Raw genomic sequence first — 26,397 nt, 5'->3', positions numbered from 1 at the left:
CTGTTGTCGACCCGTTACGGACGGTGTGGTGGGGCGCGGATCACATACGATCCGCGCCCCCTCCCACTTTTACGGCACCCCCGTGACGGGTAAGGTTAGGTTTGCCTCACCGATCAAGCGGGCCCGTGCTCCATCGGTTACGGCACGACCCTTTGATCCCGGCGGGAGGTGGACCGCGTGTTCGTCTGCAGTTGCTTCGGCATCACCGAGCAGCAGGTCAAGCAGCACGCGGAGAACGGCGCCTGCACCCCACGCCAGATAGCGTCGGCCTGCAAGGCGGGGACCGACTGCGGCTCGTGCGTACGCCGGATCCAGGCGCTCCTCGGCAGGGGCGCGTGCCCGCGCCGGGAGCTGGCCGACCAGGGCAAGCCGGTGCTGTCCGAGGTCGCAGGCCTGGACGAGGCCGCGTAGCCTTCGGGCGGTCGCTCAGCTGTCCGGCTGCTCGACCAGCTGCGAGATGTACAGCGCCTCACCGAGCTTCTCCACCAGATCCAGCTGGGTGTCGAGATAGTCGATGTGGTGTTCCTCGTCCGCGAGGATCGACTCGAAGATGTTCGCGGACGTGATGTCGCCCTTGTTGCGCATCACCTCGATACCGCGCTTGAGCCGGTCCATCGCCTCCACCTCGACCTGCCGGTCCGCCTCGAACATCTCCTTGACGGTCTGCCCCACCCGTACGTGGAACAGCCGCTGGTAGTTGGGCAGTCCCTCCAGGAACAGGATCCGGTCGGTGAGCATCTCGGCGTGCTTCATCTCGTCGAACGACTCGCTCCGGGTGTACTTCGCGAGCTTGTACCAGCCGAGGTTCTCCTGCATCTTCGCGTGCAGGAAGTACTGGTTGATCGCGGTCAGCTCGCCGGTGAGCTGCTCGTTGAGAAACTCGATGACCTCGGGGTCGCCCTGCATGGCAGCGGCTCCTTCCGCGTGGGGAATGGGAGGTTGCCGCCGCATGATTGCACCGAGTGTCGAAGATCGTCCAGTAAGTGGGGACTTAGTAAGTAAGTCCATGCTTAGTATGGGTTGCCCGATTCTGGACCGGGCTGGTCAAGTGCACTGCGCCGGGTCTGTCAGGATGGAGCCATGGGTCATCCGGTGGGGCGCGAATCTGGAGAAGCAGCACAGTGCGAGCTTCCGCCGGGGCAGCGAGTGCAGCGCGGCTGGCCGGTCACGCACTACGGGCCGGTACCCAAGTTCCGGCCCGAACGCTGGGAGTTCAGGGTCTTCGGCGCCACCGCCGACGGTGAGAAGCACTGCTGGAACCACGACGAGTTCACGGCCCTGCCCCACACCACCGTAGTGGCCGATCTGCACTGCGTCACGAAGTTCAGCATGCTCGGCGCGGAGTGGGGTGGAATCCCCGCGCGGACCATCCTGGAGATCGCCCCGCCTGCCCCGAATGTCACCCATGTGATGGTGTGGGCGGAGTACGGCTTCAGCTCCAATCTGCGCCTGTCGGACTTCGCGTCCGAGCGCACGATTTTCGCCACCCACAAGGACGGCGAACTGCTGACCGCGGAGCACGGCTTCCCGCTGCGGCTCATCGTCCCGCACCTGTACGCCTGGAAGGGCCCCAAGTGGGTCCGCGGTGTGGAGTACATGACCGCCGACCGCCGCGGCTTCTGGGAGGAACGCGGCTACCACAACATCGGCGACCCCTGGAAGGAACAGCGCTACTCCTACCAGGAGGAGCCCGGGGACGGCCCCGAGCTGTGACCTTCGGCGTCAGCCGTCGTCCCTGAGCCTCTTCAGCCGGGCCACGTCCGCCGCGTGCCCTTCCTTGCCGCCGGGTGTCTCGATGATCAGCGGTACGCCCTCGGTGGCGGGGTGGGTCATCAGCGCCCGGAACGGGTCCTCGCCGATGCGTCCGGCGCCGATGTTCTCGTGCCGGTCCTTGTGCGCGCCCGCCACGTCCTTGGAGTCGTTGGCATGGATCAGTTTCAGCCGGCCCTCGCCGACCGTGTCCACCAGCAGGTCCAGCGTCTGGTGCATGCCGTTCGGGCCGGTCAGATCGTGTCCGGCGGCGAAGACATGGCAGGTGTCGAGACAGACCCCCAGCTTCGGATGGGCGTCCAGGGCCTCGAAGTACGGCCCGAAGTCCCAGGTGCGCGAACACAGGGAGGCGCCCTGTCCCGCCGTGGACTCCAGCAGCAGATACGGATCGTCGTCATGGGTGAGCTCGTCCAGCAGCGGCAGCAGGTACTCCCGTACCTGCTTCAGGGCCACCGAGCGGTCCCGGCCACCGGTCGCGCTCCCGGTGTGCACGACCACGCCCCGTGCGCCGATCTCCCGCCCGCGCCGCAGCGAGTGCCGCAGCGACTCCACCGACCTCTCCACGGTGGCCTCGGTGTGCGAGCCGAAGTTGATCAGGTACGGCGCATGCACATAGGCCGGTATCGACTCCGCCGTGCATACCTCCCGGAACGCCTCGTCCTGCGCCGGATTCCCGACGGGTGTGGCCCAGCCGCGCGGGTTGGCGACGAAGACCTGCACGGTCTCGGCCTTGAGGTCGTGGGCGTACGTCAGGCCTACGGAGTGCAGACCGCCGGCGACGGGGACGTGACCGCCGACGGGATTGCGGGAGGGGTGTTGGCTCTTCACGCGTTCAGGGTGTCATGTCCCCGCGCGTGCCCCGTCAGCCGATCTCGATGGTGATCGTCGACCCCTTGGGAGCCGTGTCGCCGCCCTCCACCGACTGGCCCTTCACCTCGTCGCCGAACAGCCCGAGCAGACCGCGGTCCTCGTCGACCTGGAAGCCGGCGTCCTCCAGCTGCTGCCTGGCCTCGTCGACGCTGTCACCGACCACGTCCGGAACCTCGACCATCTCCGGGCCCTTGGACAGCGTCAGCGTCACCGTGTCGCCCTCGGCGGCCTGGCTGTCGGCCTGCGGCGACTGCCGGGCGACCTGGCCCGCGTCGTACTCCGAGTTGACCCGCTGGGACGCGATGCGCACCTTGAGGCCGGCCTCCTGGAGCTCGCTTCGGGCGTCGTCCAGGTCGCGGCCGGTGACGTCCGGGACGTCCACCGGGCTGCCCTTGCTGACGGTGAGCGCGATCGCCGTGCCCGCGCGGGTCTGAGTGCCCGTCTGCGGGTCCGAGCCGATCACGAACCCCTTGGTGACGTCGTCGCTGAACTCCCGGGTCACCATGCCCGGCTCCAGCCCGCTGTCCTTCAGCAGGTCGCGCGCCTTGTCCAGCCGGTAGCCCGCCAGATCGGGCACCTTCACCGTCTGCGGGCCGTCGGAGATGGTGAGTGCGACGGAGTCGTTGTGCCGGATCCGGGCGCCCGGCGCCGGGTCGGTGCTGATGACCGTGCCGCGCTTCACGGTGTCGCTGTAGGCGTGCTCGATCTGCCCGACCTCGAGCCCGGCGTTCGCGAGCCGGTCCTTGGCCTCGGCCTCGGTCTTCGCCAGCAGCGGCGGGACCTTGGTGAACTGGCCGGAATTGATGTACCAGACGCCCGTGCCGACGCCGAGCACCAGCAGGACGGCGGCGATGATCGTGAACAGCGTGCGCCGGGGCGGGGCCGAACGCGGCGGAGCCGGCGGGGCCTGGAACCGGCTGGTCCGGTTGAGTGGGGGCTGGTCGTCCTCGTTGACGGGCAGCTGCCGCAGCGCGGTCAGTGCGCGCGGGATCACACTCGTACGGTCGTCGGCGTTGTCGTGTTCCGCGGTGAGCGCCTGCGGCGGCATCGCGTCGAGCTGGTCCGCGCCGAGCGCGCCACGCGCCTCGCGGACCCGGGCGAGCAGCGCCACCGCGTCGTGCGGGCGGACGTCCGGGGTGCGCGATGTCGCCGAGGCGACCAGCTCGTCCAGCTCGTACGCCAGGCCCGGCACGGCGGCCGAGGGCGGCGGGACGTCGTCGTGGATGTGCTTGTAGAGCACCTGGGCGGGGGAGTCCCCGGAGTGCGGCTTGGCGCCGGTCAGCATCTCGTACAGCACGACACCGCACGCGTACACGTCGACACGGGGGTCGGCGCTGCCCTGCTCGATCTGCTCCGGTGCGAGGTAGGACACCGTGCCGAGGACGGAGCCGGTGGTGCTGGTGACCGTGTCCACCGCCCGGACCAGCCCGAAGTCGGCGACCTTGACCCGGCCGTCGTCCCCTATCAGGACGTTCTCCGGCTTCATGTCGCGGTGCACGAACCCGGCGCGGTGCGCGGCGCCGAGCGCGGCGAGGACCGGCTCCAGGATGTCCAGCGCGGCCCGCGGCTGCAGTGCCCCGCGCTCGCGCAGCACATCACGCAGGGTGCAGCCGGAGACGTACTCCATGGCCAGGTAGACGTACGACCCGTCGGCGCCCTGGTCGAACACCTGGACGACGTTGGGGTGGGCGAGCCGGGCGACCGACTTGGCCTCGCGGATGAACCGCTCGACGAACGTGCCGTCCGTCGCGAGCGTCGGATGCATCACCTTGAGCGCGAGGACCCGGTCCAGACGGGTGTCCACGGCCCGGTAGACCGTGGCCATCCCGCCGACCGCGATCCTCGCGTCGACGCGATAACGGCCGTCGAGCAACTGCCCGACGAGAGGGTCCTGAAGGGTCGTGTCCACGCAGGCGAGTGTACGAGCCGCCACCGACACACCGCCCCGTTCAGCCTTGTTGAGGGCCCACTTGAAGCGCACCTGTGACGCAACCCACGAACCTAGAACGCGGGCCGTTCAGGATCCAACGCGGCGATCCCCTCCACAGGAGAAGACGCCTCCGCGAAGTGCCGCCGCGGAATCCGCCCCGCCCGGAACGCCAGCCGTCCCGCCTCCACGGCATGCCGCATGGCGTCCGCCATCAGCACCGGCTCCTGCGCCCGCGTCACGGCCGAGGCGAGCATCACACCCGCGCACCCCAGCTCCATCGCGAACGCCGCGTCCGACGCCGTACCGGCCCCCGCATCCAGAATCACCGGCACACGCGCGTGCTCCACGATCAACTGGAAGTTGTGCGGATTGCGAATCCCGAGCCCCGACCCGATCGGCGATCCCAGCGGCATGATCGCGGCACAGCCCACGTCCTGAAGCTTCCGCGCCAGCACGGGATCGTCGTTCGTGTACGGCAGCACCGTGAACCCGTCGTCCACCAGCGTCTGAGCCGCCTCCAGCAGCTCGATCGGATCCGGCAGCAGCGTCCGCTCGTCGGCGATGACCTCCAGCTTGACCAGCTCCGTCCCGAGCGCCTCCCGCGCCAGCCGGGCCGTGAGCACGGCCTCACCCGCGGTGAAACACCCCGCGGTGTTCGGCAGCACCCGAATCCCCAGCCGGTCCAGCACCGACAGCACGGACCCGTGCACATCGGGATTCACCCGCCGCATGGCCACCGTGGTCAGCTCCGTTCCGGAAGCCACCAGCGCCCGCTCCAGCACGTCGAGGCTGGGCGCACCCCCGGTGCCCATGATCAGCCGGGACGTGAAGGTCGTACCACCCAGGACAAAGGGATCGTCGGCCATGGGTCAGCCTCCTTGGACGGCGGTGAGGACTTCGACACGGTCCCCCTCGGAGAGGGGTGTGGCCGGCCACTGCGCGCGCGGGACGACGGTTTCGTTGAGGGCGGCGGCCACTCCGGAGGGGGCTGCCGTGAGGGTCTTCACCAGGACGTCGAGAGCCGTGCCGGGCTCGACCTCGCGCGGCTCGCCGTTGACGGAGATGGTCATGCCGGCTGCTCCGTGGATGTTCATGCGGGCTGCTCCGTGAGTACTGTGCCGAAGCGTTTCGGGGTGAAGGGGCGGGCCACGTCCGGGAGTTCACCGGTCGTGAGCACATGTGCCATGACGTCGCCGGTGACGGGAGTCAGCAGGACACCGTTGCGGTAGTGCCCGGTGGCCAGCAGCAGCCCGTCAAGACCGGTCGGTCCGAGAAGGGGCGCGTTGTCGGGCGAGCCGGGGCGCAGTCCGGCCCGCGTCTCGGTCAGCGGCAGCTCGGTGATGCCGGGCACCAGCTCGTGCGCGTCCCGCAGCAGCTGGTACACGCCCCCGGCCGTGACCGTCGTGTCCCAGCCGAGCTCCTCACTGGTCGCCCCGACGACCAGCTCGCCGCTCTCGCGCGGCACCAGATAGACATGGCTGCCGCGGACGACCGCGCGCACGGTCCGGCTCAGGAACGGCGCGTACCGCTGCGGCACGGTCAGCCGCAGCACCTGCCCCTTCACGGGCCGTACCGGAGGCAGGACGGCGTCCGGGACACCCGCGAGCCGCCCGCTGAGGCTCCCCGCGGCCAGGACCACCTGCCCGGCGGCCAGCTCGGTGCCCGCGCGCGTGACGACTCCCGCGGCCCGGTCCCGTACGACCACGAGCCTTTCCGCCCACTCCCGGTGGAAGACCACGCCCGCCCGCTCGCACGCGGCCACCAGCGCCCCCGTGAGCCGCCGCGGGTCGATCTGGTGGTCGCCGTCGACCCGCAGCCCGCCGCGCACACCCGGGGCGAGCATCGGCTCCAGGCGCCGGCAGTCCCGCCCGGACAGCCACTCGGAGTCCAGGCCCGACTGCCGTTGCAGGGCGTGCAGTTCCCGCAGATGGACGCGGTCGTCGGCGTCCAGGGCGACGGCGAGCGTGCCGCACTGGCGGTAGCCGAGGTCGTGGCCGGTGAGCTCGGTGAGCTCGGCCGCGAAGTCCGGATAGCGGCGGGCCGAGGCCAGGTTCAGGCCGAGCAGGGTCTGCTCGCCGTAGTGCAGTTCCGTGACGGCGGCCAGCATGCCCGCCGCCACCTGGGCGGCCCCGCCGCCGGGTTCGGGGTCCACGACGGCGGTCGCGAAGCCGCGTTGCGCGGCCCGCCAGGCCGTGACCAGACCGATGATTCCGCCCCCGATGACGAGGACGTCCGACGTACCTGTGGATGACGACACGGGCGCTGCGCCCCTCCCTTCGCCGGCATGACCCGGATCAGGTTCGTACGGTCGGAGGCCGCCAGCCTCCCTCTCAGCCCGGTGCGTCCGGGCTCCCGCGAGTGCTCTACGTTGGCCACCCTAGCCTCTGCATCCACGCCTCTGTAAGGGAGCCTGTTGTCATGCCCCGCTCGCTCGACGGCCTCGTCCTCGCCCCGGTAGCCGACCAGGCACCGGGTCAGGTGGGTACCCGCACCCGGTTCACGTACCACGAGCAGGACGGCGAGATCTGGGCCGAGTACGCGGGCGGCGACGTCGTGCGCGGGTACCTGGTGGGGACCCGGGAGGGCGACCGGCTCGACTTCCGGTACGTGCAGCTCAAGCAGGACGGGACGACGTCCTCGGGGCACTGCGAGTCCAAGGTCGTCGAGCTGCCCGACGGGCGGGTGCGGCTGGAGGAGACCTGGGAGTGGGAGTCGCAGCAGGGCAACGGGACGAGCGTTGTGGAGCAGGTCACCGAGCCCACCCCCTGACTGACAGAAAGTCAGTTGACTATGGTGATCAGGTGAGCGAGCAGACGCAGGAGACGGGGCTGTCGCAGCCGCGGCGCGTGGTCGTGGTCGGTGCGGGCATGGCCGGTGTGCAGACCGCGGTCGCCCTGCGGGAACAGGGCTTCACCGGCACGGTGACGCTGATCGGCGCCGAGCCCCACCAGCCGTACGACCGTCCGCCGCTGTCCAAGGCCGTCCTGCTCGGCACGGCGGAGGGCTCCGCCTTCGACGTCGACTTCGAGGCGCTCGACATCGAGCTGCACCTCGGGCGCGAGGTCCTCGGCGTCCGCCCCGACGAGCACGAGCTCGACACGGCCGCCGGGCCGGTGCCGTACGACGTCCTGGTCCTCGCGACCGGTGCCGAACCGATCACGCTGCCGGGCGCGGAGGGCGTCCCCGGCGTGCATCTGCTGCGCACTCTGGACGACGCCGAGCGGCTGCGGCCCGTGCTCGCCCGCCGGCACGACATCGTCGTCGTCGGCGCGGGCTGGATCGGCGCGGAGTTCGCCACGGCCGCGCGCGAGGCGGGCTGCGCCGTGACGGTCGTGGAGGCCGCGGACCGCCCGCTCGCCGGGGCGCTGCCCGCCGAGGTCGCCGCGCCGATGGCGGACTGGTACGCGGACAGCGGTGCCGTACTGCGCACGCACGCGCGCGTGGCGCGGGTCGAGCCCGGCGCGGTCGTGCTCGACGACGGTTCGCGGCTGCCCGCCGGTGCGGTCGTGGTCGGTATCGGCGCCCGGCCCGCCACCGCCTGGCTCACCGGCGCCGGCATCGAGCTCGGCGCATACGGCGAGGTCGTGGCCGACCAGCACCTGCGCACCTCCGCGCCGGACGTCTACGCGGTGGGCGACTGCGCCTCCTTCCCTTCGGGAAGGTATGACGAGCGCCTTCTGGTCCACCACTGGGACAACGCCCTGCAGGGCCCTCGTACGGTGGCCGCGAACATCCTCGGCGAGGCGACCGGCGAGGCCCCGGTGGTCTACGACCCGGTGCCGTACTTCTGGTCCGAGCAGTTCGGCCGCTTCGTCCAGTACGCCGGCCACCACACGTCCGCCGACCGCACCGTATGGCGCGGCGACCCGTCCGGCCCCGCCTGGACCGTCTGCTGGCTGCGCGAGAACCGCCTCGTCGCCCTGCTGGCGGTGGGCCGCCCGAGGGATCTGGCCCAGGGGCGACGACTGATCGAGGCCGGCGCACCGATGAACCCGGAACTGCTGGCGGACCCGGCGCGGCCGCTGAAATCGGCGGTGGCGCAGCCGTCGTAGGCACCGCCCGGACGGCCCCTTGCTCCCGGTCCGTCCCAGTGGTCCGTCGCCCCAGGTCGGACCGGTCCGGCTTCCGACTGTCAGTGGGGGATGGCAGGCTGGTTTCCGTGACCGAGATTGACACAAAGATCGACGCTCTCGTCCCCGCCTGGCTCACCCTTCCCGACATCGCCGAAAAGCTCGGTGTCGAGGTGACGCGCGTGCGGCAGCTGGTCAAGGACGGCCAGCTCATCGCCGTACGCCGCGGCGAGAACCGCGCACTGCACGTCCCCGCCGCCTTCATCGACGAGGACAAGGTCGTCAAGGGCCTGTCCGGGACCCTGACGCTCCTGCGGGACGACGGCTTCACGGTCGAAGAGATGCTGGAGTGGCTGTTCACCCCCGACCCGACCCTGCCCGGCACCCCCGCACAGGCGCTGAGCGAGAATCGCGGCACGGAGGTGAAGCGCCGCGCCCAGGCGCTCGCCGTCTGATCCGAAAACCGTCCGGCGTACGGGCCGCGGCGCGCGCAGGCCACGGCCGCTGTCCAGCACGCTCACCCGCAGCCCGTACGCCACCCACAACGGGGGACACATGACCGACACCGCCGCCACCGCCCGCGCCAGGCTCGCCGACGCCCGGGTGTACCTGTGCACGGACGCGCGCAAGCGCCAAGGTGATCTGCCGGAGTTCCTGGACGCGGTCCTGGCGGGCGGGGTCGACATCGTGCAGCTGCGCGACAAGGGCATGGAGGCGGCCGAGGAGCTGGAGTATCTGAAGATGTTCGCCGAGGCCTGCGCCCGGCACGGCAGGCTCCTCGCGGTCAACGACCGCGCGGATGTCGCGCACGCCGCCGGCTCGGACGTACTCCACCTCGGCCAGGGCGATCTCCCCGTCCCCGCCGCCCGGGCGATCCTCGGCGACGACATCCTCATAGGCCGTTCCACGCACGCGGAGTCCGAGGCCGCCGCGGCCGCCGTCCAGGACGGTGTGGACTACTTCTGCACCGGCCCCTGCTGGCCGACCCCCACCAAGCCCGGCCGCCACGCCCCCGGCCTCGACCTGGTGCGGTACACGGCAGGGCTCGGCACCGACCGCCCCTGGTTCGCCATCGGCGGCATCGACCTCGGCAACCTCGACCAGGTGCTCGAGGCGGGCGCCCGCCGGGTCGTGGTCGTCCGGGCCATCACGGAGGCGGACGACCCTGGTGCGGCCGCGGCGGAGTTCGCCAAGCGGCTGCGACAGGCGTGACACGCACGTTTGTCCAAGGTGTCCAAGGGATGGACAACAAGCCGACAAATCGGGCAAATTTCCGGCATCCGGTTGGGGGACCGCCGCCCCCTGGCTAACCTGCCGGTATGGCCCTCGGAACCGCATCCACCAGGACTGATCGCGCACGTACCGTGCGCGACATGCTCGCCACCGGCAAGACGACGTACTCGTTCGAGTTCTACGCGCCGAAGACCGCCAAGGGCGAGCGCAGCCTGTGGAACGCCCTCCGCAGGGTCGAGGCGGTGGCCCCCGACTTCGTCTCCGTGACGTACGGCGCCGGCGGCTCGACGCGCGCGAGCACGGTCAAGGAGACCGAGCAGATCGTCGCCGACACCACCCTCACCCCGGTCGCCCACCTCACCGCCGTCGACCACTCCATCACCGAACTGCGCAACGTCATCGGCCAGTTCGCCGACGCCGGCATCCGCAACATGCTTGCCCTGCGCGGCGACCCGCCCGGCGACCCGATGGGCGAGTGGGTGCCGCATCCCACGGGCCTCACCTACGCCGCCGAACTCGTCCGGCTCATCAAGGAGTCGGGCGACTTCTGCGTCGGTGTCGCGGCCTTCCCGGAGATGCACCCGCGCTCCAGCGACTGGGACACGGACGTCACGCACTTCGTCGACAAGTGCCGCGCCGGCGCCGACTACGCGATCACCCAGATGTTCTTCCAGCCGGAGTCCTATCTCCGGCTGCGCGACCGGGTCGCGGCGGCCGGCTGTGAGACCCCCGTCATCCCGGAGGTCATGCCCGTGACCAGCGTCCGGATGCTGGAACGACTGCCGCAGCTCAGTAATGCTCACCTTCCGTCCACCTTGAAAGAGCGAATCCTCACAGCAAAAGACAATCCGGCCGCTGTACGCTCCATGGGGATCGAGTTCGCCACGGAGTTCTGCGCGCGGCTGCTGGCCGAGGGAGTGCCCGGACTGCACTTCATCACGCTCAACAACTCCACGGCGACGCTGGAAATCTACGAGAATCTGGGCCTGCACCACCCACCGCGGGCCTAGACCGGTCGCACGCTCATACGACACACTGCGTAGCGGCCACTGGGAGAGGGGCGTACATGGGCTGGACGGTCCTCTACATCGCGTTCGGCATCGTCGCGCTGTGGCTGCTCGGCGAGGTCCTGCTGCAGTACAAGGCACGGCTTCGCTGGCGGCTGCTGGCGTTCGCCGGCTTCCTCGGTGTCGTCGTCGGTGTACTGATCCCGTCCGTCGTCGTGATCGGACTGGGCGCCGCCGCCTTCGCGGTCGGGCAGACGTACGTCACGCTGTCGTTCCGCCGCGGTTTCGCCGCCGGCTGGGCGGTCGCCGGGCGTTCGGGCCTGGGCGGCAGCAAGCGCCGCCGCGGCGAGCCGGAGCACCAGGACCCGACCCTCGAGGTCTCCGATCTGGAAGCGGGCGACTACGGCGACGACAGCGCCCAGTACGGTCACCGCAACGCCTCCCAGGGCCAGGACGACTACGACCGTGACGACGTGTTCACCCCCGCCCGTTCGGAGCCCACGGCCGCCGAGGCCACCGCCGTGTACGAACCGCAGCCGATGCCCGACGACACCGGCTCGTACGGCATATACGGCGACACCGCGTACGCCGCCGCGGGGCAGACCCAGGACCAGTACGCGACAGCCGCCCAGAGTGCCGATCAGAACTACGCCTACGACGGTTACTCCTACGGCCAGCAGCAGTACGGCTACGACACCACCGGCCAGCAGCAGTACGCCGCGTACTCCGACCCGTACGTCGGCACCCAGACCTACGGCGGCGCCGCGTACGACACCGGCTACGACCAGCAGCAGTACGGTCAGCAGGCCTACGGCCAGGACCAGTACGCCACCGGCAGCTACGGCGGCCAGACCCCGCCCGGCGGCGTGTGGGTACCGCAGCAGCGCAGCACCGACGACACCTACGGCGGGGAACTCCCGCCCGAGCAGCCCTACCCGTACCAGGGCGACGGTCAGGCGCAGGGGAACGAGTACGACGAGCGGTACCGCTTCTGATTCTGAACGCCGCCTCTCACTGAGATCCCCGGAAGTCAGGACCCTCCACGATCAGCCCTGCCACCAGGGCGCCCGACATGCCGGCATGGGGGAGACCGCCGCCCGGGTGAGACCAGCCGCCGACGGTGAACAGGCCAGGCAGCCCGGTCGTGTTCGACGGGTGCAACAGCCGGCCCCCCGCCGCCGCCAGCGCCGGTGCCGGCACCGCCCCGCCCTCCGCGCCGGTCACCTCCGTGATGTCGGCCGGAGTGCGCACCTCGCGCCAGAGGAGACGGCCCCGCAGGTCGGGTATGACGCGTTCGGCGACGGTGATCATGGTCTCTGCGTGCTGGTCGAGGACCTTCGCGTCGGCCCGGCTCCGCTCACCCGGCATGGAGGCGACCGTGGCCGTCAGCGTGACCGCCTCGTGGGCGGGATCCGGGACCAGCTGGGGATCGTCGGGCCGCAGCACCGTGACCGTGGGACGGGCGGCCATCCCCGCGGGCGTGCCGAACACGGACCCCAGCTCGAGCTCGCGGTCCTCCGCGTGCACCACCGTCCGATGAACCGTCCCCTCCGGACGCCCGCCGCGCAGCGCCAGCAGCACCGTCAGACGGCTCGGCAGCCCGCGCTGCCCCGGGACCTCGCCTGCCCCCCGTATCGCCGTACCCGGCACGACACGGCTCAGTACCTCCGGTGCGACACCGGCGACCACGAAGTCCGCCTGAGCCACCGTCCCGTCGGTGAGCTCCACCCCCGCGGCCCGGCCGTCCTTCTCCAGCACCGTCGTCACCTCGGCGCCGAAGACGAACTCGACCCGCCGGGCCAGACAGCGCTCGTACACCGCGCGTGCGAGCTCCCGGATGCCACCGCGCACGTACCAGGTGCCGAAGGCGTGATCCATGTACGGCAGCACGGCGGCGGCGGCCGGAGCGACGCGCGGGTCCAGGCCGTACGCGAGGGCCTGGCTCTCCAGCAGGGTGACCAGCCGGGGATCGCGCAGCTCCCAGGCGCCGACCTCGGCGAGTGTGCCGGCCCGGCGGGTGCGCAGCAGCCGCTTGTGCGGGACGGCGGGGTAGGGCTCACGCTCGGCCAGCACCGGCCAGTTCGGCCACAGGGGCTCCTCCAGGAGAGGCCTGCGGGTCCGGTCCCAGGCCTCGCGGGCCCGCGCCAGGAAGTCGCCCCAGCGGCCCCCGGCCCCCGACCCCAGAGCCTCGTCCAGGGCGGCGACCGCTCCCGCGCGCGAGGCGTTCGGCAGCGACACCTCGGTGCCGTCCGCGAAGACATGCCGGGCCGACGGGTCGACCTGGACCAGCTCGACGCACGCCTCCAGCGGCTCCTTGCCGGTCTTGAGGAACAGGTCGCGGTGGACCGCGGGCAGCGGCAGCAGCCCAGGGCCGGTGTCGAAGGAGAACCCGTCCCGCTCCAGTCGGCGCACCGCGCCGCCGTACGTCTCCGTACGCTCGTACACCGTCACCCGGTGGCCCGCCACGGCCAGCCGGGCAGCAGCCGCCATCGCGCCCATCCCGGCGCCGATCACCGCAATCCGTGCCATGCCTGCGACTTTATCGGCCGCCACTGACAATCCGCCCGCGGGCCTGTGACCTGCACGCTCCCACGGCCCGGAGGTCAGCCGGGCGGTGGTCCGGCCCGCGCCGCCAGTCGCCGTTCCTCCCGGCGCTGCGCCCTGCGGCGCCGGAAACGGCGGATACGAGAGACGAGGAAGTACAGCATGACCAGCCCGGTGACCAGCAGCACGCCGGCGATGACGGCCGCCGCCTCCGGATGGAACATCGCGAACGTGACGATCCCGCCGACCCCGAGATCCTCGGCCACACTGATGATCACGTTGCTGAAGGGTTCCGGCGAGCTGTTGACCGCCATCCGCGTGCCGGCCTTGACCGCATGGCTGGCCAGCGCCGTCGAACCGCCGATGGCGCCCGCCGTCAGATCGGACAGCGAACCGCTCTGGCCCGCGAGCAGCGCCCCGATCCAGGCCCCGGCGGCCGGCCGGATCAGCGTGTGCACCGAGTCCCACGCCGAGTCGACGTACGGGATCTTGTCGGCGACCGCCTCGCCCAGGAACAGCACCCCCGCCGGGATCAGCACCTCGGGGCGCTGCAGCGACTCGGGGACCTCGTCGCTCAGTCCCGTCGCACCGAAGAAGCCGAGCACCAGCACCACCGCGTACGCGTTGACGCCGCTGGCCCAGCCGCTGGTGAACACCAGGGGGAGTACGGACACGGAGGCGATCGTAACCAGCCGTGGCCGACGCGTCCTGGGGGTGAGTGCGTACGGCTGAGTATCCGTACTCAGGCGACGAGATGAGTACGCGCGCGGATGGGGGCCGACCTGCGCGAACGAGAGAGTGGAGGCACGGAGAGGGGCGCGGGCCCGGCACCGGCGACACGGGGCGCCGGAACGGCCCGGCCCACGATCCGCTCCTTCCGCCGGCCCCGGTCGGCGGGAGCGAGGCACGGGGGGAGTCCGGGGGAGGACCGAAGGGGCCCGACGGGGGAAAACGGGGCCCGACGGGGGAGAACGGGGGCGCACAGAGAAGCGCCGGTCCGAGTGTGGCCCGCGGGGGACGCGGCCATCTCGGACCGGCGCTTTCGTGCCGCCTGTTCGTGCCGCCTGTTCGTGCCGCCTGTTCGTGTTGCCTGTACGTGCCGCCTAGGGGCGCCCGCTGACCCGTCCCTGGAGCAGCCGTGAGAGGGCTGCGTGGACGTCGTCCAGGGAACGCTCCGGCTGGAACGCCTGCCAGTCCAGTGCGGCCACCAGCACCATGCCGACGAGCGCCGCCGCCGTCAGCGGCACGTCGATCTCCTCGCTGAACTCGCCGTTCTCGATGCCCTCGCGCAGCACGTCCTCGACGACCGCCACCGCCTTCTGCCGGACCACCAGCAGGGTGGACTGCCAGGCCCGGTTGGTACGCCACAGCTCGGCCACGTACAGCTGGGTGAAGGCCGGATAGCGGTCGATGAAGACGAGCCCGGCCCGGATCATCGCGTCCAGTGCGGCCACCTTGGTGCCACCGTCCTTCGCTGTCTGCTCGGCCGCCTCCCGGAGGGAGGCGGTGAGGAGGCCCACGCCGTGCCGCAGCAGCTCCTCGAAGAGGACGGATTTGCTGGCGAAGTTGTAGTAGACCGTGCCCTTCGCGACCCCGGCCCGCTCGGCGATCTCGTCCACCGTGGTGGCGGAGAAGCCCTGCTCCGCAATGAGCGTGACGGCCGCTTCGTAGAGCTTCTGCCGGGTGGCCTCTCGGCGCGTACTGGCCCCCGAGGCGGTGCTGCTGCTTTCCATGGCCCCGATTGTCACAGGAAGCCGCTCGCTCGCAGCGGCGGGAGGCGCGTTCAAAGGCTCAGCTCCGGGTGCAGCCGGTCCAGGGTCCACACCTGCCGGCGCCGGGCCGACAGCGCGGTCAGCGCGAGGGCGCCCGCGGTGAAGGCGGCCAGCACCACGCACGCGTGCCACACGGGTTCCAGGCCACCACCCGAGATGAGCCTCCTGAGGGCCTCGACGATGTGACTCATCGGCAGGAAGGGGTGCAGCGCGTTGAAGAAGCCCGGGCTGGTCTGCACGGGATAGGTGCCGCCCGCGGACGTCAGTTGCAGCATCAGCAGGGCGAGGACCAGGATGCGGCCGGCGGCTCCGAAGCGGGCGTTCAGCCACTGGATCAGTGCCGCGAAGCACGCCGTCACCAGGAACAGGAAGCCCACCGTCCCGGCCGCCCGCGCCATCTCCAGTCCGACCGCCCAGTGCAGCACCGACATCAGGGCCACCGTCTGGAGTACGCCGATCGCCAGCACCGGCAGCCAGCCCGCCAGGGCGATCCGCCAGGCCGAGGCGCCGGTGGCCAGCGCCCGCCGGTTGAGCGGCGGGATCAGCATGTACGCCACCATCGCACCCACCCACAGGGACAGCGGGATGAAGTACGGGGCGAAACCGGTGCCGTAGTTGGGTGCCTTGTGCAGCGTCTTGGAGGCGAGCTGGACCGGGTCCGCCATGACCTCCGTCCGCGCGTCGCGCTGCTGCTTGTCGTAGTCGGGAATCTGCTCGGCGCCGTCGTGCAGCCCGTTCGCGAGCTTCCCGGAACCGTCGACGAGCTTGAACATGCCGCCGCTGAGGTCGTCCGCGCCCGCCCTGAGGTCGCCGACGCCCTTGTCGAGGTCCACGGCGCCGGTCTTGGCGGTGCCGAGCCCGGTGTGTAGCGACTTCGCACCTGTGGCGACCTTTCCGGCCCCTTCGTTCAGCTTGTTGATCCTGGTGACGGCGTCGTCGAGGTCCTCGGAGAGGTGCGGGGCGCGGTCGGCGAGGGCCTGGGACTGCTCCTCCAGGGTGGCGAGATGGCCGTCCAGCTTCTTCAGGTCGCTGTCGTGATCGGTGATCAGTGTGTTGACGTCGTCGGCGATCGTCGCCGCGTCGGCCGCCGCGTCCTTGGCCTTCTCCAGGTCGGAGCAGGCCGCATCGGGCAGTACGGGAGTCTCGCAGCGCCTCTTGTGGACGTCGTTCAGCGTGTCGGAGGCCGCCCGGGCATCCTTGGCGGCCGTCGGGGCCCGCTTCACCAGGGTCTCGAGGTTGTCGCGGATCGCCCCGGACGAGTCGGCGACGAGCTGGGCCGTATCCCCGATGGTCTTCTCGTTGTCCTCGAGGAAGGGCCCCACCTTGTCCGCGACCCCGTTCACCTTGTCCGCAAGCGCCTGCGTCCCCTCCGCGACCCGCTTCGAACCGTCCTCCAGGTCGTCGGCGCCCTTGTTGAGCTTCTTCAGGCCTTTGGCCAGCTTCCCGCTGCCGTCCTCGGCGTCCTTCAGACCGTCGGCGAGATCCTTCGAGCCCTTCTCCGCCGTACCGATGCCACTCCTGAGTTTGTCGGCGCCGCTCGCGGCCTTCACCGTCTCGCCGTGGATGTCGGAGAACGAGATGAAGATCCGGTCCAGGAACGACCGCGACGCCTTCGTGGACGCCGCCGTGCGCACCTCGCTGAACACCGTCCGGGAGATCTGCCCGACGACGTAGTTGTTCGCGTCGTTCGTACGGACCTGAAGGGCGCCCGTCTCGGGGGAGTCGCCCGCACTGGAGGCAATACGCGCACTGAAGTCGGCCGGCATGGTCAGCGACAGGTAGTACGTGCCGTCCTCGACGCCCGCGCGGGCCTCGGCGGCGCTCACCTCGTGCCAGTCGAAGACCTCGCTGTCGCGCAGCCCCGCCACGATGTCGTCGCCCGCGTTGACCTTCTTCCCGTCCGCGGTCGCCCCCTTGTCGTCGTTGACCAGCGCCACGGGGAGCCGGTCGAGGCGGCCGTACGGGTCCCAGAAGGACCACAGGTAGAGCGCGCCGTACAGCAGGGGCAGCAGCAGGAGCGCCACCAGGGCGGCGCGGGGCAGCTTGCCGCGCCCGAAGCGGCGCAGCTCAAGAGCGGCCAGTTTCGGCGAGCGCATCCGCCGACTCCTTCACCTCGTCGTCCAGGGGCTGGTCTTCCGGCCGGCCTTCTGGCTGGTCCTCCGGCTGGTTCTCGGGCACCCGTACGTCGTTGTCGCGGGCCTGCGTGGACACCACGACCGCGTCCTCCGGTGCCTCGCTGCACACAGCCAGCACCGTCGTCCCGGCCTCGGTGATCGACCTCAGGAGGGCCCAGACCTCGCCCTGTTCGGCGGGGGAGAGCTTCAGGTCGGTGTCGTCCACGCCCAGTAGCCGCGGGCGTCCGATGAGGGCCAGGGCGACGGACAGGCGCAGCGCCTCCAGGCGCTCCAGGTCGCGTACGGCGGTCCGGGAGCCCTTGGGCAGGGCCTCCCGGTCGAGGCCCGCGGCGGCCAGGGCGGTGTCGATCCGCAGTTTCGCCTCGTTCGCGCGGTCGGCGCGTGGCCGCAGCAGCCCCCGCAACGAGTCTCCGAAGCGGCTCTGCAGCAAGGCCCGTTCGTGCAGGTGCTCTGCCACGGTCAGGGCGGGGTCGAGGTCGGTCACGCCGGGAACGTGCGCGAGCCCGCTGACCCGGCGCAGGGCCGCCGACTGCTTCGGCAGCTGGGCCTCGCCGACGGCCGCCGTCCCCTCGGTGGCCTTCATCCGTCCGGTCAGCGCGAGCAGCAGGCTCGTACGGCCCGAGCCCGACGGTCCCGCGACCGCGATCAGCGAGCTGGGCTCCGCGGTGAAGGAGACGCCGCGGAAGGCCCAGCCGCGAGGCCCCCTGAGCCCGAAGTCGCGGGCGGCGACAGCGAGTCCCCCCACAGTTCCCCCAGAAATTTTTGAACTGACTGGTCAGTGCAAAATCTAACCCGAACCTTCGATCGAAGCAAAAGCCCAGGTCAGAACGGATTGTCAGTGCCATACCTCACGATGGGCACATACGGCACCCCGTATCAGGGCGTGCCGTCACACAGACGACAGGAGGTTCGTCATGGCCAACTCGTCCGCAGCCGCCGCACGCCGGCGCCGCGCCACCGGCCCTGCCCCCTCACTGACCGGCCCGGCGAGCGATGTGCACCCCGTGCTCCGCCGGGCCACGGCCCCGCCCGCCGCCCTCGATCTGCTCGCCCAGGCCCGTGCCGGACTCGACGAGGCAACCGTCCTCGAAACGCCGAACGAACGCTACGCGACGGCCCACCTCGCCGCCCTGCGCACCGCCGCCGCCGTCCTCGCCGCGCGGGGACGCCCGGAGACCAACCCCCGACGCCGGGCCCGGATCCGGAGTGCGTGGGAAGTGCTCCCCGAAATCGCGCCCGAACTCACCGAGTGGAGCGCCCTGTTCGCCTCGGGGGCCCGGCGTCGCGCCCGGGCCGAAGCGGGCATCAAGGGCGCGGCCAGCCGCCGGGACGCCGACGACCTGATACGCGACGTGGCGATGTTCATCCGCCTCGTCGAGCGGATGCTGGTACTCCAGCCGGTCCTGCCCCAGCCACGTCCGGACGCGGACGAGGCAGCGGACCGCGACCCCGGCTCGGATCCCCACCGAGGCGGGACCACAGGAGTGACCGGTCAGGGCCGTGGAGGCAATAGGGTGGAGAGCGCCTGAAGCCATCCCCTCCCGCACCCCGGGTCCGGGGAGGCAGCCCGTTCGCTCCGCCCCGAGGCGGTGCCGCGCCGAGGAGTCAACTGCCGTGTCGGATCCGATGCGCCCGCCCGTCTCCCACCACCACCCTCAATCGGCGTCGCTGCGCTCCGAACCCTCTCGATCCCGCGCTTCTCTCCGTACCGCCGTGGTCTGGGAGGTCCTCCAGGACGCCCTGGACCGCCGGGTCAAGGCCACGGGCCGGGAGTCGCTGGACGTCCTCGACACCGGAGGCGGCAGTGGCAACTTCGCGGTGCCCGTCGCCCGCCTCGGACACCGGGTCACGGTCGTGGACCCCAGCCCGAACGCGCTGTTCGCCCTGGAGCGCCGCGCCGCCGAGGCCGGCGTCGCCGACCGGGTGCGGGGTGTGCAGGGCGACGCCCACGGCCTGTTCGACGTGGTCGAGCGCGGCGGCTACGACGCGGTGCTGTGCCACGGCGTCCTGGAGTACGTCGACGACCCGGCCGAGGGCGTCCGCAACGCGGTGGCCGCGCTGCGCCCCGAAGGCGTCCTCAGCCTGCTCGCCGCCGGTCTGGGCGGTGCCGTCCTCGCGCGCGCCCTCGCGGGCCATTTCAAGGAGGCCAAGCAGGCCCTCGGCGATCCGCACGGCCGCTGGGGCGCGGGTGACCCGATGCCCCGCCGCTTCACCGCCGACCAGCTGACCGAACTGGTCGAGGCCGCCGGCCTCCGGGTCGGCGCCGTGCACGGCGTACGGGTCTTCGCCGACCTCGTGCCCGGTGTGCTGGTGGACACCGAGCCCGGAGCCATGGACGCCCTGCTGAAGCTGGAGGCGGCGGCGGCCGAGGTACCGGCGTTCCACGCGGTGGCCACGCAGCTTCATGTGCTCGGCGAGACGCCAGGGGCTGCCGACGCCTGAGCAGCCTGCCGGGGCGCGCCGCTGATCAGCGCGTTGGTTGCAGATGGAGTACGCCACAGGCCCCCCGATCGGGGCCTTCCCGCCGTATGATCGAGGGAGACCGACCGGCATGACGGGTCGGCCGCCGGGGAATGGAAGCCTCAGCGGGCCGGTCCGACCATGGCGGGTTCCGGTTGGCCAAATGGCGCAGAGGGGCGGGTTTCACGGGGGCGATTCCCTGCCTATCCTGAAGGGACCCCCGGGTCGCCCCGGCGACTGCACGATGAGGAGGACTCCGTGCCGCTCTCAGAGCACGAGCAGCGCATGCTCGAGCAGATGGAGCGAGCGCTGTACGCCGAAGATCCCAAGTTCGCGACAGCGCTTGAGGGAAGCGGGCTGCGTACGTACACCCGGCGACGGGTCTACCAGGCGGTCGCGGGCTTCCTCGTAGGTATCGCGCTCCTCATGGCCGGAATGGTCGCCAAGCAGGTCTGGCTCAGCGTGGTGGGCTTCCTGGTCATGCTGGGCTGCGCGGTACTCGCCGTGACCGGCTGGCGCAAGGCCCCCAAGCCGGGGGAACAGCCCGCCGGCGGTGGTCAGCAGGCCGGCCGTCAGGGACGCCAGCGACGCTCGATGATGGATCGCATCGAACAGCGCTGGCAGCGACGCCGCGACGAACAGGGCCATTGATTTCCACGATCAGCTCCCGATGACATAGGTGAGGGGTTGCCACCCGACGGGCGGCAACCCCTCACGCATGCCCTGACGGGGCCACGGCTGTCTGTCGTCCTTGTCGCCTCAGCCGCTCTGCTGACCGGACGGGCGCCGTACCAGCGCCGCCCAGCGGGTGGCCAGACGAGCCTTGACGGCCGTCCAGCGGTCGGTGAGGTCCCAGACGGCGCGAATGGCCGAACGGGGCGCGACGACCGCCCGCCCCCGGGTCCGCCAGCCCGCCCTGGACCGTAGCGCCACGCGCAGCCTGCGTACCTCGTCCGCCAGCCCGGCCTCGGCCCGCGGCCGTGGTGCGAACAGCACCTGCTCCACGGCGCTCGCCACCCGGTGCACCGACTCGGCCGTCTGTTCGTCCAGATGTCCGAGCCGCACGATCCGGGCGGCCGCCTTCCGCGGAGTCAGCGCGTCGTCCGGCAGGATGCCGTAGTCCCAGGCCGTGTCCGTGAGTTCGCGCCACACCGCCAGCACATGCCCGGCGGTCACCTCGGCGACATGCTGCTCGGAAGACTCCACCTGCAGAGCCGACGCCTCCACCCCGTCGCCACGGCCCGCGCCGCCCCGCTCCCTGGTGAGCACACCCTGCGCTGCCGCCGCTGTGTGCCGGGCCGACGCCAGCCGCACCGACCGTCTTCTCAGCCGCCACAACATCGGCAGCAGCGGTATCACGACCACCGCCAGCCCCAGGAGTATCCAGCCCGCGGTCTGATACCAGGGCCGGCCCCCGTCGTCCGAGGTTCCCGGGTCCAGCGGCAGCGCTTCACCGCACACCTCGAGCCGCTTGTCGTCGGCCGAGCAGCTCTCGCTCGCCGACGGCGCCGCCGAAGGAGCCGCGTCCGCCGAGCTGGAGGCCTCCGGCAGGTCCGGGACGCTGCTGCCCGGTATCTCCGGCTGCGTGTAGGTGGGCGTCGTGCCCCGGTTCGGCGTCGGCTCGAAGCGGGTCCAGCCCACGCCCTCGAAGTACAGCTCGGGCCATGCGTGCGCGTCGCGCAGCCCCACCGTCACCGTGCCGTCCGCCTGCGGCGTACCGGGCGCGAAGCCCACCGCGACGCGGGCCGGTATCCCGAGCGTGCGGGCCATCGATGCCATCGCGAAGGAGAAGTGGACGCAGAAGCCCCGCTTGTCCCGCAGGAAGCGGGCGATCGCGTCGGAGCCACCGCCGACCTCCACCTCGGTGTCGTACTGGAACCCGCCGGTCAGGGCGAAGTGCTCCTGGAGCTTGACCGCCTGCTCATAAGGGTTGGCCGCGCCGTCCGTGATCTGGCGGGCCGTCCTCGACACCATGGACGGCAGGGAATCGGGAACCTCGGTGAACTCGCGCTCCAAGGCGCCGGGCGGCGCCGGCGCCGAGGCGAGCTGCTCGGCGGTCGGACGCACATCGAGGCTGGTCACCTCGTAGTTCGCGCCTCTGGTGTTCTGACCGTGGTCGCCGACCAGTGTCATCCCCACCGGCTCGTACCGCCAGCTGCCGTCGACCCGCACATCGCTCGGCGGGTACGGCATCGGCAGCCAGTCCTGCGCGTACCAGTCGGCGGCAGCGACGCGCGTACGGACCTCCGAGCGCCGGACGTCGGGTCCCAGGCCGGTGGGCGTGGGGAACTCGTCCGGCACCGCGACGATGTTCCGGCGGGACGGCTTCCAGGTCGTGCCGTCGAAGTCGTCCAGCGAGACGATCCGCAGGTACAGGTTGGAGATGTCGTTGGTGCTGGTGCGCACGGTCATGACCGTGCGGTCCTCGTCGACGTTCAGACTGTCGCGCAGCGACACCAGCGGGTTCACCGCGGAGATCGTGCCGCCGCCCCCGCTGCCCGAGCCCACGCCCGTCCCGGCGCTGTCCAGCAGTCCGCCGTTCATGGCGGGCAGGGCCAGCGGCACCACCAGGGCGACGCCCAGCGCGACCACGCCGATCCGCCGCCCGGTGCGCACCGGCGCCACCGGAGAACCGGGCTCCCCGCCCGGAGTGCGCGGTGCCCCGCCGAAGACCCGGCCCCACTGCGAGAGCCGCTCCCGCCCCTCGGCGAGCAGCAGCATCAGATAGCCGGCCGCCGCGATCAGGAACCACACCCAGCCGCCGGCGCCGTCGGACAGCCCCGCGGCCACCGAGTACAGCGCGAGCAGCGGCAGCCCGGCCGGAGCCGCGCTGCGGAAGGTCACCGCGAGGACGTCCACGGCCAGGCCGATCACCAGAACACCGCCGATGAGCATCAGCTTGATGCCGTCGGACAGCGGCGCGGGGATGGCGTACCGCCCGACGTCCTCCGTGCCCTGCTGGAGCAGGTCGGCGAAGTGCACGAAGGCGTCCGGCCCGGGGAACAGCCCCGCGAGCGCGTACTCCCGGGCGAAGACCAGGGTCAGCATCATCAGCGTGACCAGAGCCTGCACGGCCACCGTCAGGGGGCGGGCCAGCGGCACCCGCCGGGCCGCCGCGCCCACGCCGGCCTGGATCGCCAGCAGCACGGCCGCCTGGAGGAACCACATGGGTTCGTCGACCAACGGCAGCAGGGCACACGCGGCCATCAGCGTCGCCGCCGTCGCGCACAGCGCCATACGTGCCTGCCCGCTCATCAACGCCCCTCCCCGCCGCTGGTCCCGCCCGCCGCCACGATGCCCGTACGCTCCCGGTCGGCCTGGCGCCACAGGTCGTGCAGCGAAGCGCCCCGCGGAACGCTCACGACCGTCCAGCCGGCCTCGCGCAGCATCCTCAGCCGCTCCTCGCTCCCGTCCAACGGCCCGGGCACATCGGTCGGTTCCCGCCCCCATGTCTCGCTGTCCAGGACGAAGGCGAGCGCGCCGCCGCTGCGCTGGCGCATCTTCGCGGCCACCGTGGCCTGCTCCTCGTCGAGGTCGCCGAAGAAAGCCACCAACAGCCCTTCGTTCCCGCCGCGCAGCACGTCGTAGGCACGGGACAGGCCGGTGCCGTCGGAGTGGTCGATCACCGCGAGGGTGTCCATCATCAGCCCCGCCGCGTCCGCCGACTCCTGGCTCGCGCCCGCGAACCCGTCGGCACCCTCACCGGGCACCGAGCTGCCGGTGTCCGTCAACAGCCGTACGGAGAAGCCTCGTTCGAGCATGTGCACCAGCACCGACGCGGCTCCGCCCACCGCCCACTCGAAGGCCGAGTCCGGGCCCGCCCCGCGGAAGGCTGTGCCCCGGGTGTCGAGCAGCACCGTGCAGCGGGAGCGCTGCGGCTGTTCCTCGCGGCGCACCATCAACTCGCCGTACCGGGCGGTGGAGCGCCAGTGCACCCGGCGCAGGTCGTCGCCGTAGCGGTAGCCGCGCGGGATCACGTCGTCCTCGCCGGCCAGGGCGAGGGAGCGCTGCCGCCCGTCGCCGTACCCCTTCGCCTCCCCGCTGAGCCGCACCGGCGGAAGCGGTTCCACGCGCGGGATCACCGTCAGCGTGTCGTACGTCGAGAAGGACCGGGTCAGCTCGCACATCCCGAACGGGTCGGTCAGGCGCAACTGCAGCGGGCCCAGCGGATAGCGGCCGCGCAGATCGGAACGGACCCGGTACGACACCTCGCGGCGGCCGCCGGCCTCCACCCGGTCGAGTACGAAGCGGGGCCGCGGGCCGAGCACGTACGGCACCCGGTCCTGGAGCATCAGCAGACCCGTGGGCAGCCGCGAGACGTTGTCCATCCGCAGATGGACGCGGGCCTCGGCACCGGCGGACACGCGCGCGGGGGAGAGCCTGCGGCTGCCGGCGACCCGGTAGCGGGTGCGGTACAGCACCGTCGCGCACACCAGCGGCAGGACCGCCAGCAGCAGCCCCACCCGGAGCAGGTCGCTCTGGCCCAGCACGTAGGCGCAGACGGCGGCGGCGACCCCGGCGGCCAGGAACGAGCGGCCGCGGGTGGTCAGACCGGCCAGGGCTGTGCGCACGCCGCCCTTGTCGCCCCGGTCGGTCTCGGCATGGCCCGGGCCCGCCGCGGTGGACATCACAGCCTCCGGGGCGGCTGCTGGCCGTAGGCCGACGAGCCGTGCCCCAGCCCGAAACCGTTCTGCTGGGGCGCCGCCGGCACAGGGGTGTGCTGCAGGATCTCCTGGACCACCTGCTCCGCGGTGCGGCGGTTGAGCTGGGCCTGGGCGGTGGGCAGCAGACGGTGGGCCAGCACGGCGACGGCGAGGGCCTGCACGTCGTCCGGCAGGGCGTACTCCCGGCCACTGAGGGCGGCGGACGCCTTCGCCGCGCGCAGCAGGTGCAGCGTCGCGCGCGGGGAGGCGCCGAGTCTGAGATCGGGGTGGTTGCGCGTGGCGGCGACCAGGTCCACGGCGTACCGCCGGACCGTGTCGGCGACGTGTACGCCACGTACCGCCTCGATCAGCTTCACGACGTCGTGCGCGTGCGCCACCGGCTGGAGGTCGTCCAGCGGGTTCACCCCGCCATGCACGTCCAGCATCTGCAGCTCGGCCTCCGCGCTGGGATAGCCGATGGAGACACGGGCCATGAAGCGGTCGCGCTGTGCCTCCGGCAGCGGGTAGGTGCCCTCCATCTCGACCGGGTTCTGCGTGGCCACCACCATGAAGGGGCTGGGCAGCTCGTAGGTCTGCCCGTCGATGGTGACCTGGCGCTCCTCCATCGACTCCAGCAGCGCGGACTGCGTCTTGGGCGAAGCGCGGTTGATCTCGTCGCCGATCACGATCTGCGCGAAGATCGCGCCCGGCTTGAACTCGAAGTCCCGGCGCTGCTGGTCCCAGATCGACACACCGGTGATGTCCGAGGGCAGCAGGTCGGGTGTGAACTGGATACGCCGCACCGAACAGTCGATGGATCGCGCCAGCGTCTTGGCCAGCATCGTCTTGCCCACCCCTGGGACGTCCTCGATCAGGAGGTGCCCCTCGGCGAGCAGTACGGTCAGCGAAAGCCGTACGACCTCGGGCTTGCCCTCGATCACTTCTTCCACCGAACTGCGGACCCGATCCACGGTGGCAGTCAGATCAGTAAGGCTCGCTCGATCGTCATAGGTCGTCACCCGGCCCTCCTCGGCCCGTTCTTTCTTACGGGCCGACGCTCTGTGACGCGTAACCGGCCCACCCCGAAACACGGACACCACGCGTGAAAAGTTCCGCGCGACGCCACAACCCGCATTCTTGCTGCCGTTACCGATTCGTGTCACTCGCCTGTGGACAACTGGCCGCGATATGTCAGGCCTTACGGCAGTTTGTTCCATCCGAAGCCCGGAATTCCCGGAAACCGGGAACGCCGGGTGACGGTCACGCCGGGTCGATCTCGCGCAGCAGACCCGTCCGCACGTCGAAGACAAAGCCGCGCACGTCGTCGGTGTGCAGCAGGAACGGCGAGGTGCGCACGCGCTGCATCGACTGCCGTACGTCCTGGTCGACGTCCCGGAAGGACTCCACCGCCCAGGCCGGGCGCTGGCCCACCTCCAGCTCCAGCTCGGTGCGGAACTCCTCGGTGAGGCTCTCCAGACCGCATCCGGTGTGGTGGATGAGGACGATGCTGCGCGTGCCGAGCTTGCGCTGGCTGATGGTGAGCGAGCGGATCACGTCGTCGGTGACGACACCGCCCGCGTTGCGGATGGTGTGACAGTCGCCGAGCTCCAGGCCGAGCGCGGCGTGCAGGTCGAGTCGGGCGTCCATGCAGGCCACGACGGCCACGCGGAGGACGGGGCGGGCGTCCATACCCGGGTCGGTGAAGGCGGTGGCGTACCGCTCGTTCGCCTCGACGAGACGGTCGGTGACGGTGCCGACGCGGGTTATGGCGTCCTCGGAGCCGGCGGGAACCGATGCGGAAGTCGTCATGGTGACGACGGTACTGGTCACGGGCGATCCGGTCCTGCTGTGAGGGAGGACAAAGAGCGTCATCATGCCGTGTTGTGAGCTAACCCACAGGCGTGAGAAGGGTGCGTCCGTTCGAGTGGTTCCTTCCGGTTTGCCGCTTCCTCGCCGTCGGCCG

General features: G+C 71.3%; 26 protein-coding genes and 1 riboswitch. Of the genes, 11 read left to right on the top strand and 15 right to left on the bottom strand.

Translation table 11 applies throughout. The features are described from left to right. Positions 1–177 precede the first annotated feature (177 nt). Complete coding sequence (locus tag StrepF001_RS07440) at positions 178–411, top strand: (2Fe-2S)-binding protein (RefSeq protein WP_206306777.1); 234 nt, start codon at positions 178–180, stop codon at positions 409–411. A 15-nt stretch (positions 412–426) separates the two neighbouring features. Here the strand turns inward: StrepF001_RS07440 and bfr are convergent, their stop codons facing one another. Further along, the gene (gene bfr / locus StrepF001_RS07435) at positions 427–906 is read right to left on the bottom strand and encodes a bacterioferritin (RefSeq protein ID WP_129797434.1); all 480 of its coding nucleotides are present in this window, start codon (positions 904–906) and stop codon (positions 427–429) included. A gap of 174 nt (positions 907–1,080) precedes the next feature. Here bfr and StrepF001_RS07430 point away from each other — a divergent pair, with 174 nt between their 5' ends. Next, positions 1,081–1,713: a sulfite oxidase-like oxidoreductase gene (locus tag StrepF001_RS07430; protein WP_129797433.1), complete on the top strand. Its 633-nt coding sequence runs from the start codon at positions 1,081–1,083 to the stop codon at positions 1,711–1,713. A 9-nt stretch (positions 1,714–1,722) separates the two neighbouring features. Here StrepF001_RS07430 and StrepF001_RS07425 read toward each other — a convergent pair whose 3' ends face one another. From StrepF001_RS07425 to thiO, 5 genes are all read right to left on the bottom strand, one after another. Continuing rightward, on the bottom strand, positions 1,723–2,598 hold the full coding sequence (locus tag StrepF001_RS07425; RefSeq protein WP_129797432.1) for a deoxyribonuclease IV: 876 nt from the start codon (positions 2,596–2,598) through the stop codon (positions 1,723–1,725). Positions 2,599–2,632: 34 nt separating this feature from the next. Further along, complete coding sequence (gene pknB, locus StrepF001_RS07420) at positions 2,633–4,549, bottom strand: Stk1 family PASTA domain-containing Ser/Thr kinase (protein ID WP_165396171.1); 1,917 nt, start codon at positions 4,547–4,549, stop codon at positions 2,633–2,635. Positions 4,550–4,641: 92 nt separating this feature from the next. Then, positions 4,642–5,436 (bottom strand): thiazole synthase, encoded by a 795-nt coding sequence (locus StrepF001_RS07415; protein ID WP_129797431.1) that lies wholly within the window; start codon positions 5,434–5,436, stop codon positions 4,642–4,644. A gap of 3 nt (positions 5,437–5,439) precedes the next feature. Beyond that, entirely contained in the window at positions 5,440–5,640 is a 201-nt protein-coding gene (gene thiS, locus StrepF001_RS07410) for a sulfur carrier protein ThiS (protein ID WP_129797544.1), read from the bottom strand. 20 nt (positions 5,641–5,660) lie between these two features. Further along, the gene (gene thiO / locus StrepF001_RS07405) at positions 5,661–6,827 is read right to left on the bottom strand and encodes a glycine oxidase ThiO (RefSeq protein ID WP_129797430.1); all 1,167 of its coding nucleotides are present in this window, start codon (positions 6,825–6,827) and stop codon (positions 5,661–5,663) included. Continuing rightward, a riboswitch (TPP riboswitch) is annotated at positions 6,824–6,936 on the bottom strand. Its footprint overlaps the gene before it by 4 nt. 52 nt (positions 6,937–6,988) lie before the next feature. Here thiO and StrepF001_RS07400 point away from each other — a divergent pair. The 6 genes from StrepF001_RS07400 to StrepF001_RS07375 all read left to right on the top strand — a co-directional run bounded on the left by StrepF001_RS07400 (position 6,989) and on the right by StrepF001_RS07375 (position 11,875). Continuing rightward, complete coding sequence (locus StrepF001_RS07400; protein WP_129797429.1) at positions 6,989–7,339, top strand: hypothetical protein; 351 nt, start codon at positions 6,989–6,991, stop codon at positions 7,337–7,339. A 32-nt stretch (positions 7,340–7,371) separates the two neighbouring features. Then, entirely contained in the window at positions 7,372–8,622 is a 1,251-nt protein-coding gene (locus StrepF001_RS07395) for an FAD-dependent oxidoreductase (protein ID WP_129797428.1), read from the top strand. 107 nt (positions 8,623–8,729) lie between these two features. Continuing rightward, entirely contained in the window at positions 8,730–9,095 is a 366-nt protein-coding gene (locus tag StrepF001_RS07390) for an Rv2175c family DNA-binding protein (protein WP_129797427.1), read from the top strand. Between the two features lie 100 nt (positions 9,096–9,195). After that, positions 9,196–9,852, top strand: a complete 657-nt coding sequence (thiE, locus tag StrepF001_RS07385) for a thiamine phosphate synthase (protein WP_129797426.1) — start codon at positions 9,196–9,198, stop codon at positions 9,850–9,852. Between the two features lie 107 nt (positions 9,853–9,959). Continuing rightward, positions 9,960–10,883, top strand: coding sequence for a methylenetetrahydrofolate reductase [NAD(P)H] (gene metF / locus StrepF001_RS07380; RefSeq protein WP_129797425.1), 924 nt, complete (start codon positions 9,960–9,962; stop codon positions 10,881–10,883). 56 nt (positions 10,884–10,939) lie between these two features. After that, entirely contained in the window at positions 10,940–11,875 is a 936-nt protein-coding gene (locus StrepF001_RS07375) for a hypothetical protein (RefSeq protein ID WP_129797424.1), read from the top strand. 16 nt (positions 11,876–11,891) lie between these two features. Here the strand turns inward: StrepF001_RS07375 and StrepF001_RS07370 are convergent, their stop codons facing one another. From StrepF001_RS07370 to StrepF001_RS07350, 5 genes are all read right to left on the bottom strand, one after another. Next, positions 11,892–13,409, bottom strand: coding sequence for an NAD(P)/FAD-dependent oxidoreductase (locus StrepF001_RS07370; RefSeq protein ID WP_129797423.1), 1,518 nt, complete (start codon positions 13,407–13,409; stop codon positions 11,892–11,894). Positions 13,410–13,483: 74 nt separating this feature from the next. Further along, positions 13,484–14,098 carry a DUF4126 domain-containing protein gene (locus StrepF001_RS07365; protein ID WP_129797422.1) on the bottom strand — a complete coding sequence of 205 codons (615 nt, stop codon included), beginning with the start codon at positions 14,096–14,098 and terminating at the stop codon, positions 13,484–13,486. A 429-nt stretch (positions 14,099–14,527) separates the two neighbouring features. Next, positions 14,528–15,157: a TetR/AcrR family transcriptional regulator gene (locus tag StrepF001_RS07360; protein ID WP_129797421.1), complete on the bottom strand. Its 630-nt coding sequence runs from the start codon at positions 15,155–15,157 to the stop codon at positions 14,528–14,530. 50 nt (positions 15,158–15,207) lie between these two features. Then, positions 15,208–17,292 carry a YhgE/Pip domain-containing protein gene (locus tag StrepF001_RS07355; RefSeq protein WP_129797420.1) on the bottom strand — a complete coding sequence of 695 codons (2,085 nt, stop codon included), beginning with the start codon at positions 17,290–17,292 and terminating at the stop codon, positions 15,208–15,210. Next, on the bottom strand, positions 17,264–18,076 hold the full coding sequence (locus tag StrepF001_RS07350) for an ATP-binding cassette domain-containing protein (protein WP_129797419.1): 813 nt from the start codon (positions 18,074–18,076) through the stop codon (positions 17,264–17,266). The genes StrepF001_RS07355 and StrepF001_RS07350 overlap by 29 nt, the downstream gene beginning before the upstream one ends. A 169-nt stretch (positions 18,077–18,245) precedes the next feature. Here StrepF001_RS07350 and StrepF001_RS07345 point away from each other — a divergent pair, with 169 nt between their 5' ends. The 3 genes from StrepF001_RS07345 (at position 18,246) to StrepF001_RS07335 (ending at position 20,442) form a co-directional block, all read left to right on the top strand. Then, positions 18,246–18,860: an SAV_6107 family HEPN domain-containing protein gene (locus StrepF001_RS07345; protein WP_240797297.1), complete on the top strand. Its 615-nt coding sequence runs from the start codon at positions 18,246–18,248 to the stop codon at positions 18,858–18,860. Positions 18,861–18,945: 85 nt separating this feature from the next. Next, a complete protein-coding gene (locus StrepF001_RS07340; protein WP_165396170.1) occupies positions 18,946–19,773 on the top strand; it encodes a methyltransferase in 828 nt (275 codons plus the stop codon). A gap of 276 nt (positions 19,774–20,049) precedes the next feature. Then, on the top strand, positions 20,050–20,442 hold the full coding sequence (locus StrepF001_RS07335; RefSeq protein ID WP_129797418.1) for a DUF3040 domain-containing protein: 393 nt from the start codon (positions 20,050–20,052) through the stop codon (positions 20,440–20,442). Positions 20,443–20,550: 108 nt separating this feature from the next. On the opposite strand, the gene StrepF001_RS07330 is transcribed toward StrepF001_RS07335, so the two are convergent. From StrepF001_RS07330 to StrepF001_RS07315, 4 genes are all read right to left on the bottom strand, one after another. Beyond that, positions 20,551–23,046 (bottom strand): DUF3488 and transglutaminase-like domain-containing protein, encoded by a 2,496-nt coding sequence (locus tag StrepF001_RS07330; RefSeq protein WP_165396169.1) that lies wholly within the window; start codon positions 23,044–23,046, stop codon positions 20,551–20,553. Further along, the gene (locus tag StrepF001_RS07325; RefSeq protein WP_129797416.1) at positions 23,046–24,419 is read right to left on the bottom strand and encodes a DUF58 domain-containing protein; all 1,374 of its coding nucleotides are present in this window, start codon (positions 24,417–24,419) and stop codon (positions 23,046–23,048) included. The genes StrepF001_RS07330 and StrepF001_RS07325 overlap by 1 nt, the downstream gene beginning before the upstream one ends. Beyond that, positions 24,419–25,453 carry a MoxR family ATPase gene (locus StrepF001_RS07320; RefSeq protein WP_129797415.1) on the bottom strand — a complete coding sequence of 345 codons (1,035 nt, stop codon included), beginning with the start codon at positions 25,451–25,453 and terminating at the stop codon, positions 24,419–24,421. The genes StrepF001_RS07325 and StrepF001_RS07320 overlap by 1 nt, the downstream gene beginning before the upstream one ends. 241 nt (positions 25,454–25,694) lie before the next feature. Next, positions 25,695–26,306, bottom strand: a complete 612-nt coding sequence (locus StrepF001_RS07315; protein ID WP_129797542.1) for a carbonic anhydrase — start codon at positions 26,304–26,306, stop codon at positions 25,695–25,697. Positions 26,307–26,397 lie beyond the last annotated feature (91 nt).

The sequence above is a fragment of the Streptomyces sp. F001 genome, from assembly GCF_004187715.1.
In the GTDB taxonomy this organism is placed as follows: Bacteria; Actinomycetota; Actinomycetes; order Streptomycetales; family Streptomycetaceae; genus Streptomyces; species Streptomyces flavusporus.
The sequence above is the reverse complement of the archived record's forward strand: the minus strand, read 5'-3'. Positions and strand labels throughout refer to the sequence as shown.

Coding starts and splice junctions, on each gene's coding strand:
- bfr (WP_129797434.1), bottom strand. CDS start 906: ATGCAGGGCGACCCCGAGGTCATCGAGTTTCTCAACGAGCAGCTCACC.
- StrepF001_RS07430 (WP_129797433.1), top strand. CDS start 1,081: ATGGGTCATCCGGTGGGGCGCGAATCTGGAGAAGCAGCACAGTGCGAG.
- StrepF001_RS07415 (WP_129797431.1), bottom strand. CDS start 5,436: ATGGCCGACGATCCCTTTGTCCTGGGTGGTACGACCTTCACGTCCCGG.
- thiS (WP_129797544.1), bottom strand. CDS start 5,640: ATGACCATCTCCGTCAACGGCGAGCCGCGCGAGGTCGAGCCCGGCACG.
- StrepF001_RS07400 (WP_129797429.1), top strand. CDS start 6,989: ATGCCCCGCTCGCTCGACGGCCTCGTCCTCGCCCCGGTAGCCGACCAG.
- thiE (WP_129797426.1), top strand. CDS start 9,196: ATGACCGACACCGCCGCCACCGCCCGCGCCAGGCTCGCCGACGCCCGG.
- metF (WP_129797425.1), top strand. CDS start 9,960: ATGGCCCTCGGAACCGCATCCACCAGGACTGATCGCGCACGTACCGTG.
- StrepF001_RS07375 (WP_129797424.1), top strand. CDS start 10,940: ATGGGCTGGACGGTCCTCTACATCGCGTTCGGCATCGTCGCGCTGTGG.
- StrepF001_RS07370 (WP_129797423.1), bottom strand. CDS start 13,409: ATGGCACGGATTGCGGTGATCGGCGCCGGGATGGGCGCGATGGCGGCT.
- StrepF001_RS07360 (WP_129797421.1), bottom strand. CDS start 15,157: ATGGAAAGCAGCAGCACCGCCTCGGGGGCCAGTACGCGCCGAGAGGCC.
- StrepF001_RS07355 (WP_129797420.1), bottom strand. CDS start 17,292: ATGCGCTCGCCGAAACTGGCCGCTCTTGAGCTGCGCCGCTTCGGGCGC.
- StrepF001_RS07345 (WP_240797297.1), top strand. CDS start 18,246: ATGGCCAACTCGTCCGCAGCCGCCGCACGCCGGCGCCGCGCCACCGGC.
- StrepF001_RS07330 (WP_165396169.1), bottom strand. CDS start 23,046: ATGAGCGGGCAGGCACGTATGGCGCTGTGCGCGACGGCGGCGACGCTG.
- StrepF001_RS07325 (WP_129797416.1), bottom strand. CDS start 24,419: ATGTCCACCGCGGCGGGCCCGGGCCATGCCGAGACCGACCGGGGCGAC.
- StrepF001_RS07315 (WP_129797542.1), bottom strand. CDS start 26,306: ATGACGCTCTTTGTCCTCCCTCACAGCAGGACCGGATCGCCCGTGACC.